At 70.2% G+C, this 13,109-nt stretch carries 11 protein-coding genes; 7 read left to right on the forward strand and 4 right to left on the reverse strand.

The features are described 5' to 3' along the window. Positions 1-5 precede the first annotated feature (5 nt). Genes LAO51_05465 through trxB form a run of 5 tightly spaced genes read left to right on the forward strand, consistent with a single transcriptional unit; the run spans position 6 to position 6,246 of the window. Complete coding sequence (locus LAO51_05465; protein ID MBZ5638194.1) at positions 6-1,508, forward strand: glycogen synthase; 1,503 nt, start codon at positions 6-8, stop codon at positions 1,506-1,508. Continuing rightward, complete coding sequence (locus tag LAO51_05470) at positions 1,505-3,664, forward strand: PAS domain-containing protein (GenBank protein MBZ5638195.1); 2,160 nt, start codon at positions 1,505-1,507, stop codon at positions 3,662-3,664. Before LAO51_05465 ends, LAO51_05470 begins: the two co-directional genes overlap by 4 nt. Beyond that, positions 3,642-4,031: a response regulator gene (locus LAO51_05475; GenBank protein MBZ5638196.1), complete on the forward strand. Its 390-nt coding sequence runs from the start codon at positions 3,642-3,644 to the stop codon at positions 4,029-4,031. The genes LAO51_05470 and LAO51_05475 overlap by 23 nt, the downstream gene beginning before the upstream one ends. A gap of 31 nt (positions 4,032-4,062) precedes the next feature. Continuing rightward, positions 4,063-5,304 carry a glucose-1-phosphate adenylyltransferase gene (glgC, locus tag LAO51_05480; protein MBZ5638197.1) on the forward strand — a complete coding sequence of 414 codons (1,242 nt, stop codon included), beginning with the start codon at positions 4,063-4,065 and terminating at the stop codon, positions 5,302-5,304. Positions 5,305-5,316: 12 nt separating this feature from the next. Beyond that, the gene (gene trxB / locus LAO51_05485; GenBank protein ID MBZ5638198.1) at positions 5,317-6,246 is read left to right on the forward strand and encodes a thioredoxin-disulfide reductase; all 930 of its coding nucleotides are present in this window, start codon (positions 5,317-5,319) and stop codon (positions 6,244-6,246) included. A gap of 13 nt (positions 6,247-6,259) precedes the next feature. Here trxB and LAO51_05490 read toward each other — a convergent pair whose 3' ends face one another. From LAO51_05490 to LAO51_05505, 4 genes are all read right to left on the reverse strand, one after another. Beyond that, a complete protein-coding gene (locus LAO51_05490) occupies positions 6,260-6,634 on the reverse strand; it encodes a nucleotidyltransferase domain-containing protein (GenBank protein ID MBZ5638199.1) in 375 nt (124 codons plus the stop codon). A 228-nt stretch (positions 6,635-6,862) separates the two neighbouring features. Next, positions 6,863-8,062 carry an FAD-dependent monooxygenase gene (locus tag LAO51_05495; protein ID MBZ5638200.1) on the reverse strand — a complete coding sequence of 400 codons (1,200 nt, stop codon included), beginning with the start codon at positions 8,060-8,062 and terminating at the stop codon, positions 6,863-6,865. Continuing rightward, positions 8,059-8,778 (reverse strand): methyltransferase domain-containing protein, encoded by a 720-nt coding sequence (locus LAO51_05500; protein MBZ5638201.1) that lies wholly within the window; start codon positions 8,776-8,778, stop codon positions 8,059-8,061. Before LAO51_05500 ends, LAO51_05495 begins: the two co-directional genes overlap by 4 nt. Beyond that, positions 8,775-10,067, reverse strand: coding sequence for a beta-ketoacyl-[acyl-carrier-protein] synthase family protein (locus tag LAO51_05505; protein ID MBZ5638202.1), 1,293 nt, complete (start codon positions 10,065-10,067; stop codon positions 8,775-8,777). Before LAO51_05505 ends, LAO51_05500 begins: the two co-directional genes overlap by 4 nt. Before the next feature lie 103 nt (positions 10,068-10,170). On the opposite strand from LAO51_05505, the gene LAO51_05510 reads away from it, so the two are divergent. Both LAO51_05510 and LAO51_05515 read left to right on the forward strand, forming a co-directional pair. Next, on the forward strand, positions 10,171-10,806 hold the full coding sequence (locus LAO51_05510) for an isochorismatase family protein (GenBank protein ID MBZ5638203.1): 636 nt from the start codon (positions 10,171-10,173) through the stop codon (positions 10,804-10,806). An 8-nt stretch (positions 10,807-10,814) separates the two neighbouring features. Continuing rightward, positions 10,815-13,109: trimethylamine methyltransferase family protein (locus LAO51_05515; protein ID MBZ5638204.1), on the forward strand; the 2,295-nt coding region annotated here is incomplete at its 3' end.

Genomic DNA, 13,109 nt, shown 5'->3' on the forward strand with positions numbered 1-13,109 from the left:
AGCGCGTGCGCATCCTGATGGCCTCCACGGAGCTGTGGCCGCTGGCCAAGGTCGGCGGGCTCGCCGACATGGTGGGATCGCTCTCCCGCGCGCTCTGCGCTCTCGGGCACGAGGTCCGCTGCGCCCTGCCGCGCTTCCCGGAGGTCGAAGCCGCGCTCCCGGCGGGCGCCCACGAGGTGAACCGCACCGAGGTCGCGGTGCGCCTGGCCAAGGGGCGCACGGCGGTGATCGTCTCGCGGTGCGAGGGAGGGGCGCTCCCGTCGCCCGTGCTCCTGTTCGCCCACGAGCTGTTCCGGCGTCCCGGGATCTACGTGGACCCGGCCACCCGGATGGGTTACCCGGACAACGGGCTGCGCTGGGCGCTCTTCTGCCGGGCGATCCACGCGGAGATCGGCGACAACGGCTTCGTGCCCGACGTCGTCCACGCCCACGACCACCAGGCGGCCCTGCTCCCCGCACTGATCCGGTGGGGGCCGCCGGTCCGCGACCGGCGTCCCGCCACGGTCTTCACCGCGCACAACCTCGGATACCAGGGGATCGAGCCGCGGTCCTGGATCGAGGACTCGGGGCTCCCAGAGGGCCTCGATTTCCCGGCCGGCCCTCTCGAGTACCATGGCCGGGTCAACCTGATGAAGCTCGGTCTCGAGTCGGCGGACCTCTTGACCACGGTCTCCCCGCGCTACGCCGTGGAGATCCGAAGCGGGCCGGAGTTCGGGGCCGGGCTCGAGGGGGTTCTGGCCGCGAGAGCCGGACGCCTTCGCGGGATCCTGAACGGGATCGATGTCGAAGCCTGGAATCCCGCGACGGATTCTCACTTACCGTTCCGCTACGACCCTCACCGCCTCGCGAGCAAGGGGAAGGTCAAGGCCGCGCTGCTCGAGGAGACCGGTCTCGAGCCGCCCGCCCGCGGGGTTCCCCTCGTGGGCATGGTCACGCGCCTCGTGTCCCAGAAGGGGATCGACCTCGTGGTTCCGGTGCTCGACGCGATCCTCCGCGACGGGATCCAGGTCGTGATCCTCGGGACGGGAGAGGCGAGGTTCGAGACGGTGCTCCGCGAGACCGCGTCGGAGCACCCCGGCCGTCTCGCGTTCCTTTCGGGGCAGGACGAGGGAATCGCCCATCGGATCGAGGCCGGCTCGGACATGTTCCTGATGCCGTCCCGCTACGAGCCCTGCGGCCTCAACCAGATGTACAGCCTGCGCTACGGTACGGTGCCGCTGGTTCGGGCGGTGGGCGGCCTGGGGGACACCGTGGTGGACCTCGACGAGGACCCGGATCGGGCCAACGGGTTCGTGTTCCGGGCGTACGAGCCGGCGGAGCTGCTCAAGACCGTGCGTCGGGCGGCTCGCGCGTTTCGCGATCGGAAGCTCTGGCGTGGACTCATGATCCGCGGGATGGCGGCCGACTTCTCCTGGGAGCGCCCGGCGAGACAATACGTGGCGGCGTACGCGGAGGCGATGAGCGCTCGCGTTCCGAACCCGCCGGAGGCGATGTGGAAGGCGAAATGAACCGGGAGTTTCCGGATCTGCCGGTCGCGTGCGAGGACCTGATCGCCCGCGTGATGGAGGTCGGCCGCCTCGGAGCCGCAGTGTTCGGCGCCGACCGGAAGGTGGTCTGGGCCTCGGGAATGCTACCCGGGGTACGCGCCGAGGAGGCGCTCGGAAAATCGTGCACCGAGGTGTTCGCCGGCAGCAGTCGGCCGTGCGAGCCGTGCCTCCTGGAGCTGAGCGCGCAGGAGGGGCCGCTCCGGCGGGTGCTGCGGCTGGTCCAGGGCGCCGACCCGCGCCCCCGCATCTTCGAGGTGACCGTCGCCCCCCTTCGCGTCCCCGGCCTGGCGGAGAGGCGGTGGATCGAGCTGGCGCGGGAGATCCGCGGGGCCGAAGGGATCGAGCAGTTCTTCCAGGGCGGGACCATGGACCTGGTCCGCCTGATCGCGGCTTGGTCGATCCCCGTGGTCCTGGTGGACGCGAGCGGCATCGTCCGCGCTTGGAACCGAGGCGCCGCCTCGCTCTACGGGCGGCCGGGGGAAGAGGCGGTCGGACGGCGGTGGAGCGAGATCGTCGAGGAGATCGTCCCGAACGCGCCGGAAACGTCGCCGGGGAGCGCCACCTACCGATACGAGGCGCAGCACCGCACCCACGAGGGGCGCCAGCTCCGGGTCATGGTGACCCGCACCGAGATCCCGGGAGCGGAGGGTGCGGCCCAGGGAGCGTTCTACCTGGTCCTCGACCTGACCGGATCGAAAGCCCTCGAGCGCAACCTCGAGCGGCGCGTCGCCCAGCTTTCCATCATCCGGGAGATCGCGGAGGCCCTCCAGTCCGCCATGGGGCTGAACGAGATCCTGCGGACCATCCTCGTCGGCGCGACCGCCGGAGAGGGGCTTCGATTCAACCGGGCCTTCCTTCTGCTCGCCGACGACAAGCGCGGCGAGCTCCGGGGGAAGGTGGCGATCGGCCCGTCCGATCCGGAGGATGCCCACCGGATCTGGGACGAGCTGTCCCGCTCGAAGGCGGGCTTGAGGAAGCTCCTCCGTGAGTACGAGCCGTTCGTCGAGCGGACCAGCAGCCGGGTGAACGAGATCGTCCGGGGAATCACGGCGCGCCTCGCCGATCGCGACAACTTCCTGATCGGCTCGCTGCACGCGCCGTCCACCGTCCGCGTCCAGGGTGGACGCGAGATGCCGGACGGCCGGCCGGTGAGCTCCCAGCTCCTGCAGAGGCTGGGAGTGGGCGACTTCGTCGCCGTCCCCCTCGTGGCCGAGGGGAAGCCGGTGGGGCTCCTCCTGGCGGACAACGCGATCACCGGCCGTCCGATCGAGGACGACGACGTGGGCGTGCTCGAGCTCCTCGGGATGCAGGCGGGCCTTGCGATCGAGCGGGCGAGGCTGATTGGAGAGCTCGAGACCCAGGTGGCGTCCCTCGAGAAAGCGACCCAGGAGATCCGCGAGAACCAGGAGCGCCTCCTTCGGACCGAGCGGCTCTCCGCGGTGGGCGAGATGGCGGCCCGGGTCGTTCACGAGATCCGGAACCCTCTGGTCGCGATCGGCGGCTTCGCGAGGTCCCTCCTCCGCGAGGTCCCTCCACAGGACACGAAGCGGGAGTCCATCCAGATCATCGTGGACGAGGTGCGGCGGCTCGAGACCATCGTGCGGGAGGTGCTCGACTACTCGCGACCCGCGGTTCCCCGGATCGGTCGGGTCGACCTCGCCCAGCTGGCGACCGAGGCGCTCGACCTGCTCCGCTGGGAGGTGGACGACGCGGGGGTCGTGGGGCGGGTGGACGCGGAGTCCGGGCTCGCGCCCGCGGCCGCCGACCGCAACCAGATGTTCCAGGCCCTGGTCAACGTCATGAGGAACGCCGTTCACGCGATGCCCCACGGCGGCACGCTCACGCTCCGGGTGCGGGAGGTGCCGGGCGGGATCGAGCTGGCCGTGGAGGACACGGGCATCGGGATCCCGGCGGACGTGCGCGGGCGGATCTTCGAGCCGTTCTTCACCACAAAGGCGACGGGGTCGGGGCTCGGACTCACCATCGCGAGCCAGATCATCGCCGATCACCGGGGGGAGATCCACGTCGACAGCCAGGTGGGCTCGGGGACGACGGTCTACTTGAGGCTCCCGGCAGCGCAGGAGGAATCGAACGATGCCGAAAATCCTGGTCGTTGAGGACGAGAAGAACCTACGACTGCTCTACAAGCACGACCTGGAGCAGGAGGGGTACGAGGTAATCACCGCCGCGAACGCCGTGGAGGGGCTCGAAGCTCTCGAGTCGGGGTCGCCCGACCTGGTCGTCCTGGACATCAGGATGCCCGGCATGGACGGGCTCGAGACGATGGGCCGGATCCTGGAGAAGCATCCGAAGATCCCGGTCGTGCTCAACTCGGCCTACTCGTCCTACAAGGACAATTTCCTTAGCTGGGCCGCCGACGCCTACATCATCAAGAGCGCGGACACCACCGAGCTCCGAGGCAAGGTGCGGGAGCTCCTCGCGGCCCGCTCCGGCGGCGAGGGACCCGCGGAGGAGCCCAAGTAAGGGCTCCCCACGTCACGAGGGGGACTGAGCGATGGGCCGACGGTCGGTGATCCTGCAGGACGTGCTGGCGCTGGTGCTCGCAGGCGGGCAGGGAGAGCGCCTCTACCCTCTCACCCGCGACCGCGGCAAGCCCGCCGTGCCCTTCGGCGGGATCTACCGGATCGTCGATTTCACCCTGTCGAACTGCCTGAACTCGGGATTGCGGAAGATGTTCGTCCTGACCCAGTACAAGTCCGGGAGCCTCGAGAGGCACATCAAGCAGGGGTGGGACCCGATCTTCTCGGCGGAGCTCGGCGAGTGGATCTACACGGTCCCGCCGCAACTCCGGGTCGGGCAGCGCTGGTACGCCGGCACCGCCGACGCGGTCTACCAGAACATCTACCTGCTCGAGCAGGAGAAGCCCCGGCACGTGATCGTCCTGTCGGGCGATCACATCTACAAGATGGACTACCGGAAGATGCTGGAGATGCACGAGGCCAAGGGGGCGGTGGCGACCGCGGCCGCCGTCGAGGTTCCGATCGAGGACGCGTCGGCGTTCGGCGTGATCGAGGTGGACGAGGACTGGCGAATCGTCGCCTTCACCGAGAAGCCCTCCGATCCGCGCCCGGTGCCCGGCCGACCGGACCGCGCTCTCGTGAACATGGGGGTGTACTGCTTCGAGACCGAGAGCCTCGTACGCGCCCTGTGCACCGACGCCCGGCAGGAGAGCCGGCACGACTTCGGTCACAACATCCTGCCGAACCTGGTCGGCTCCGAGAAGGTGTACGCCTACCCGTTCGTGGACGAGAACCGGAAGCAGATGCTCTACTGGCGGGACATCGGAACGCTGGACGCGTACTACGCCGCGAGCATGGATCTCGTGTCGGTGGACCCGGTGTTCAACCTCTACGACCGGGATTGGCCGCTCCGCACGGTCCCGCACCAGCTCCCGCCGGCGAAGACCGTGTTCGCTCAGGAGGAGCCCGGCGGGCGCATCGGCCTCGCTCTCGACTCCATCCTGAGCGGCGGGGTGATCGTCAGCGGTGGCCGCGTGGAGAGGTCGGTGCTGGGGCCCGGCGTGCGCGTGAACTCGTATGCCAAAGTCGCGGAGAGCGTGCTGATGGACGGCGTCGAGGTCGGCCGCTACGCGCGGGTGGGCCGGGCGATCGTGGACAAGGAGGTCCGCGTCCCGCCCGGGTTCGTGATCGGGGAGGACCCGGAATTGGACCGGGAGCGCTTCACCGTGACCGCGGGGGGCATCGTCGTCATCCCGCGGGGCACGCAGCTCGACTAGAGGGAGGCGAAGGTGACGCAGAACGACGTCGTGATCCTCGGGTCCGGGCCGGCGGGGCTCACCGCCGCCATCTACTGCGCCCGAGCGAATCTCTCGCCGGTGGTCGCGGAGGGGCTCCTGGCGGGCGGCCAGCTCATGAACACGACGGACGTGGAGAACTACCCGGGCTTTCCCGAGGGGATCATGGGGCCGGAGCTGATGGACCTGTTCCGCAAACAGGCCGAGCGATTCGGCACGAAGTTCCTCCCCGGCGACGTGGCCAGGGTGGATTTCTCGTCGCGCCCGTTCGGGGTCTGGACGGACGACGGTGAGGCGCGCGCGCGCGCGGTGATCGTGGCGACCGGCGCCTCGCCGCGCACCCTCGGGATCCCGGGAGAGAAGGAGTACGCGGGGCGCGGCGTCTCCTACTGCGCGACCTGCGACGGGTTCTTCTTCCGCGACAAGGAGATCGTGGTGGTGGGCGGAGGCGACTCCGCGATGGAGGAGGCGCTCTTCCTGGCGCGCTACGGCTCCCGCACCACCGTGGTCCACCGGCGCGACGCGTTCCGCGCCTCGAAGATCATGGTCGATCGCCTGCTCAAGAACCCGAAGGTCGAGGTCGTCTGGGACTCCGTCGTGGACGAGGTCCTGGGCGACGGCCAGAAGGTCGTGAGCGTCCGAGTCCGGAACGTGAAGACGGGCGCCGTGGGAGAGCGTCCCTGCGCCGGCTTCTTCGTCGCCATCGGCCACACGCCGAACACGTCGCTGTTCAAGACGATCCTCCCGATGAACGCCGAGGGATACCTCGAGATCCACGGCAGCTCGTCCTACACGAACATCCCCGGTGTGTTCGCCGCGGGAGACGTGCACGACCACGTCTACCGCCAGGCGGTCACCGCGGCGGGAGCCGGCTGCCGGGCCGCGATCGACTGCGAGAGGTGGCTGGAGGGGGAGGGGCGCTGAGCGTCGCTCGCCTTCAGGCCCCGGGAACCGTCCCGAAGATCCAAACGGTCTCGGCACGCAGCGTCCGGGCGAACCTGCTGTCGCCGGATGCCATCCGGCTCCACTCGTCCCGCGTGTAAACGAGGAGATCGGCCGGGACGGGCAGGGGGTAAAGGTCCCACGAGAGTGCCCGGCGCTCGAAGGGCTCATCCGCGGCGCCGACGACGGCGACGAGATCGAGGTCGCTGCCGACCCCGGAGTCGCCCCTGGCGTAAGAGCCGAAGTAGCCGAGGGACAGAATCCCAGGGTGGCGAGGAGTCTCCGCGGCAGCCCAGGCGCGCACCGCGGCGTCCACCGCCGCGCCGTCAGGCCATCTGAGAACGGACGAAGTCAAGGATCTGACCGGCATACCGGATCGCCTCACCGCTCTGGAGCGGGCCGTAGTGCTCGAAGGGCGCTCCCTCCGGATGTCCGTTCGGATTTCTCGCGGGGACGTACGCGTTGTCCAGTACCTTGCCTTTCTCGACGAGGTCCTGCGGCCTGCTGAAGATCCCGTTCCGCTTGCGCGAGCCAGTCCGCGGCTCGGTTTCCCATGGCCCCTCCCTCGTGCAAGACTAGCGCAGTCGCTGCGCGAGGTTCAACCTGCGAGGGCTCCCGATCTCCCCGTCCGCGTCGCGGCGACGAGACGTGGGAGGAGGGGAGAGGCGATGCCCGACAGCAACGCGATGACCGCATCACCCACGGCAGGGTGACCGAACAGGAACCCTATCGCGCGTGCCCGGCGGGTCACCGGGACGAACGCCGCGCGCCACGCGCGCTCGTAGCCTCGCGCCGCGTCCTTCCCGAGACCGCCGCGGGCCGCCGCGTCCAGGGCAAAAGGAAGCGCGACCTCGGCGCCCTTCAGGGCGTTCGAGATCCCCTCGCCGCAGAACGGGTCGATGGTTCCTGCCGCGTCTCCCACGAAGAGCGCTCCCGCCGCCGTCGGCCGGCGCGGCCCGAATCGGAGCGGCCCCACGCTCTTCCAGGAAGAACACGCCGTCGTCCCCGCGAGGGATCGCCGCGCGGCGGGGTTGGCCAGGATCCGCTCGCGCACGACCCGCTCGGGAGATCCGCCGCACGCGCGGAGGGCCGCCACCCGGACCATGAAGCACAGATCGACCCGCCCGCCCTCCACCGGCCCGATCCCCGCGTACCCGCCGTCGAAGAGGTGGAGCTCGACGCGGTCGCGGGGAGCGGAAGATCCTCCCTCGAGGTGGACCTCGAGCCCGAACCAGGATCGCGGACCGCAACGCGGAGGATCGCCGAGCGACGGGTGCAGGACGCGGGCGAGCGCGGACCGGCGACCGTCGGCGCCGATCACCAGGGCCGCAACGACGTCCTCCCCCTCGTCACGGCGTCCCACGCCGCGCAGACGGGCGCCGGCCACGCGGCCGTCCTCGAGGACCGGCACGACGGCCTCGCATCGCTCCCGAACCATGGCGCCGAGCGCCCGCGCGCGATCGACGAGCGTGGCGTCGAGGAGCCGCCGGGAGACCCCCAGGGCTTCCCGCCCGATCCCGGGCAGGTCGGGGAGAGGGGCGTCGACGGCGCGCCCGGCGCGGGAGGTGATCGTGGATCGGGCGATTCCGACCGCCCCGGCCGCCAGTAGCGTGCGCATGACTCCGAGCCGCTCCAGGACTCCCTGCCCCTCGACGGAGAGGAACTCGCCGCAGACCTTGTCCCGGGGAAAGCGGTCGCGGTCCGCCACGAGGACCCGAGCCCCCCTCTCCGCCGCGAGAGCCGCGATCGCCGCCCCGGCCGGTCCCCCTCCGAGCACGAGCAGGTCCAGCGGCTTCACGGGCGAGATCCGCCCGCGGGCAGCGTGAGTGCGAGACGAAACGGCCAGCGCCGCGTGACCCGCGCGCGGTCCGACCCGGCCCGACGGGCCAGCGCGCGAAGCTCGCTCACGGTGAACCCCCGCCGGACGGAGAGCGGGGCGTCGTGGACGAAGAGCGCGCTGCGCCTCGCGAGGCGGGCCGCCACGGCGATGAACGCCCACGGGAGCGCCCCTCGCTCGAGGTCGTTCACGATCACCGCGCGCCGGGCCACCTTCGCGAAGGAGGCGAGCAGCGCCGCCGCTTCCGCTTCGGCGAAATGGTGCAGGAACATCGACGCGGTGACGACGTCGAAGCTCCGGTCGGCGAAGGGGAGAGCGCGCGCGTCGGCGAGGACGACGAGGACGTGCCGCGCGGCCGCGGCAGTCCTCGCCGCCACCCGTGCCGCCGCGGGATCGCGATCCACGGCGGTCACCCGGACGGTCCGTCCCCTGCTCAGGCCGCGGGACTCCATCGCCACCGCGAGATCCGCGCCGCCGGTTCCGACGTCCAGGACGTCGAGAACGCCTCCCGGCGGCACCGCGTGGACGTAAGGATCGAGCGCGCGGAGCAGCGTGCGGGCCCCGCCGAGGCGACGGTTGACGAGGGCGATGTCCCGGAGCGCGGCCTCGATCTCCTCGGGGCCGCAGCCCGGGCCGTCCATCCGCTCGGGCTTCTCGCTCCTCCTCAGGGCGGTCACGGTTCGTCCCCGGCGGCCCTGACGACCAGGGCCGAGTTCTTCGAGCCAAACCCGATGCAGTTGCAGAGCGCGACCCGTATCCGTCCGGGACGGCCGGCGTTCGGGACCACGTCGAGGTCGCACTCGGGGTCCGGCGCCTCGCGGTTGATGGTCGGCGGGAGGAACGCGTCGCGCATGGCGAGGAGCGTGGCGGCCACCCCCGCGGCGCCGCTCGCCCCTTGCGGGTGACCGATCATGGACTTGACGCTCGACGCCGGGACGTCGCCGGCGCGCCCGCCGAGGGCCAGCTTCACCGCGCGCGTCTCGATCCGGTCGTTCAGCAGCGTGGAGGTGCCGTGCAGGGCGACGTAGTCGATCTCCGCCGGGCCGGCGCCGGCGTCCTCGAGCGCGAGGGTCATGGCGCGGGCCGGCTCCTCGCCGGTCTCGTCGAGCCGGACCCGGTGGAACGCCTCGCAGGTCGATCCGTAGCCGGCGATCTCGCCGTAGATCCGCGCCCGGCGCCGCACCGCGGCCCCGCGCTCCTCGAGGAGGAGCATGAACGCTCCCTCCCCGAGCACGAAGCCGTCGCGGTCGCGCGAGAAGGGACGGGAGCCGCGCTCGGGCTCGTCGTTCCAGGACGGGGTCATGATCTTCATGATGCAGAACCCCGCCAGGATCCCGGGGCTGATGGGGGCGTCGGCCCCGCCGGCGAGGGCGAGGTCCGCCCGGCCGTAGCGGATCAGCGAGAGCGCGTGCCCCAGCGCGTCCGTGGAGGAGGTGCACCCGGTGGTCAGGACGTGGCTCGGTCCCCTGAGGCCGTGCCGCATGGAGATCTCGCTGCTGAGGGAGCCCGGGGTCGCGGACGGGATCGTGTAGAGGCTGACCCCCTTCGGGTTCCCGAGATAGAACTCGCGAAACTGGTTCTCGGCGAACTCGAGCCCGGCTCCGCCGCTGCCGACCACCACCGCGAACCGCCGCCGCTCCTCGATCGTCAGCGCGGAAGGGCTCAGGCCCGCGTCCTCGCACGCCTCGTCCGCGGCGGCGATGGCCATCACGGTCGCCCGCGGGAGGTGCTTCGCGTCGCGCCCCTCGACGAAGCGGGACACGTCGAAGTCGGCCACCTGCCCCGCGATCCGGGTCGGGAACGAGGAGACGTCGAATCCCGCGATCCGCCGGATCCCGCTCTTCCCGGCCCGCGTGGCGCCCCAGAACACCTCGCGTCCGACCCCGTTCGGCGCCACCGCCCCGATGCCGGTGACGACCACGCGGCGCCCCTCGAGGGGCCGTTCGGCTCGATGCGCATCGCTCATGGGGACTCCGCGGAGCGGCCACCCGCCCAACCAGTCTAACCCGAGGCTCCGCCGGATGCTGATCGCGCATACAATGAGGGGCCATCGATCCCGGAGGTGCGCCATGGCGGGGACGTTATTCTGGGACGTGGACACCCAGGTGGACTTCATGGACCCTTCGGGGGCGCTGTACGTGCCCGGCGCCGAGACGATCGTTCCCAATCTCGAGAGGCTGACGCTCCACGCGACGCGGTCGGGAATCTCGAGAGCAGGGTCGGTGGACCGCCACGCCCCCGATGATCCGGAGATCTCCGACCGGCCCGACTTCCGGGAGACCTACCCGCCCCACTGCGTCGCCGGGACACCGGGCGCCGCGAAGATCGCGGCGACCGCGGCGCAGAACCCGATTTGGATTTCGTCGAACCCGGTCCCGGCCCCGGCTCTCGCCGCGCAGGTCCGCAACCACCGGGGCGAGGTCTTCCTGGAGAAGCAGAGATTCGACGTCTTCTCGAATCCCAACTCGTGCACGGTGCTGCGCGCGTACGATCCGTCGCGGATCGTCGTGTACGGGGTCGCGCTGGACGTCTGCGACCGGTATGCCGTCGAGGGTTTCCTGACCCTCGGGCGATTCGACGTGTGGCTCGTGGAGGACGCGGTGAAGGCGATCCGTCCCGAGGCCGTGCCCGGGCTGCTCGACGACTGGCGGCGGCGGGGCGTGACGATCGCGCGGACCGACGAGGTCCTGCTCCTGCCGCGGTAGGGGGAGGCATGGTACCGATCTTCCGGCTGTTGGACGACGCGCTGATCGAGCGGATCCTCGCCGAGGCCAGGGAGGTTCTCTGGCGGCTCGGCGTCGAGGTCCACAACCCCCGGGTGCTGTCGCTCCTTTCGGACCACGGCGCGAAGGTCGACCGGCCGGCGCAGCGGGTCTTCATCCGGGAGGAGCTGGTGGATCGGGCGGTCTTAAGCGCCCCGAAGGGATTCAAGCTCTACGACGTCCTGGGCGAAGAGACCCACGATCTTTCGGGCCGCCGCGTCCATTTCACGCCGGGCTCGGCGGCCATCCACGTGCTCGACGCCGCGACCGGCGAGATCCGCCGCCCCTCGACCCGGGACTGCGTGGAGCATTTCAAGGTCGTGAGCGGCCTCTCTGACATCCACGCGGCGAGCACCGCGATCGTCCCCGCGGACGTGCACGAGACGGTGTCCGACAGCTATCGCCTGTACCTGAGCCTCCTCTACTGCGAGAAGCCGGTGGTCACCGGGGCGTTCCGGATCGAGTCGTTCGAGCTGATGAAGGACTTCCAGCTGGCGGTCCGGGGCGACGAGAACTCGCTCCGTGAAAAGCCGCTGACGATCTTCTCGTGCTGTCCCACGTCGCCCCTCAAGTGGAGCGAGATCACGTCGCAGAACCTCGTGGACTGCGCGCGCTTCGGGATCCCCACCGAGCTGATCTCGATGCCGCTCTCGGGATTCATGGCGCCGGTGACGCTGGTGGGGACGCTGATCCAGCACACCGCCGAGACGTTGAGCGGTCTCGTGATCTCCCAGCTCGCGAGCCCCGGCGCGCCGGTCCTCTACGGCGGCTCCCCCGCGGCGTTCGACGTGAGGTACGAGACCACCCCGATGGGCGCGGTCGAGACGCAGATGGTGGACTGCGCGTACAATGAGATCGGCAAGCACCTCCATCTCCCGACACAGGCCTACATCGGCCTCAGCGACGCCAAGCGCCTCGACGCCCAGGCCGGGCTCGAGACCTCCATGGGAGCGACGCTGGCGGCGCTCTCGGGCATCAACAGCGTGTCGGGGCCCGGCATGCTCGACTTCGAGAGCTGCCAGAGCCTCGAGAAGCTCGTGCTGGACCACGAGATCTGCGGCCTCGTCCTGAGGCTCGCCCGCGGGATCGAGCCGAGGGACGACTTCCCCGCGCTCCCGCTCATGACGGAGCTGCTTCGCAACGTCAACCTGCTCGCCGCGAACCTGACCAACCAGGTCCGCGCGATCGCCGAGGTCGCGACGGCCGTGACCAAGGGCGACCTCACGCGGTCGATCCAGGTCGACGCCCGCGGCGAGGTCGCGGAGCTCAAAGACAACGTCAACACCATGATCGACAACCTGCGTGCCACGACGGACCGCAACCAGGAGCAGGACTGGCTCAAGACGAACCTCGCGAAGTTCACGAGCATGCTCCAGGGCCAGCGCGACCTCGTGACCGTCGGTCGCATGCTCCTCTCCGAGCTGTCGCCGCTCGTCGAAGCGCAGCAGGGGGCGTTCTACCACATGGAACGCGGCGAGCCCGCGGAGCTCGGGGAGACGGCGGAGCCGAAGGTGCTCAGTTTGCTGGCCGGTTATGCGCAGCGTTCCGACCAGCCCGAGAGCATCTCCATCGGCGTCGGCCTAGTCGGACAGGCGGCGGCGCAGAAGCAGCGCATCTTGCTCAACGACGTGCCGCCCCACTACACGCAGATCCACTCGAGCCTCGGCACCGCGTCGCCCGAGAGCATCCTCGTGCTCCCGGTGCTCTTCGAAGGTGAGACGATGGCCGTCATCGAGCTCGCCGCGCTGCGCCAGTTCACGAACACGCAACTCACGGTTCTCGATCAGCACACCCAGTCCAACGGCGTCGTGCTCAACACGATCGAGGCGACGATGAAGACGGAGAACCTGCTGCAGCAGTCGCAGCAGCTTACCTCCGAGCTCCAGACCCGCCAGATCGAGCTCCAGCAGACCAACGAGGAGCTCGCCACCAAGGCCAAGCAGCTCGCGGAGCAGAACGAGGAGGTCGAGCGCAAGAACAAGGAGGTCGAGCACGCGCGGCGCGCCCTCGAGGAGCAGGCGGCCGAGCTGGCGCTCACCAGCAAGTACAAGTCCGAGTTCCTCGCGAACATGTCGCACGAGCTCCGCACGCCGCTCAACTCGATCCTCATCCTCGGCCAGCAGCTCGCCGACAACGTCGGCGGCAACCTGACGCTGAAGCAGATCGACTTCGCGAAGAACATCCACTCCGCGGGCACGGATCTGCTCACGCTCATCAACGACATCCTCGACCTCTCGAAGATCGAG

The organism is Terriglobia bacterium, assembly GCA_020073205.1.
In the GTDB taxonomy this organism is placed as follows: domain Bacteria; phylum Acidobacteriota; class Polarisedimenticolia; order Polarisedimenticolales; family JAIQFR01; genus JAIQFR01.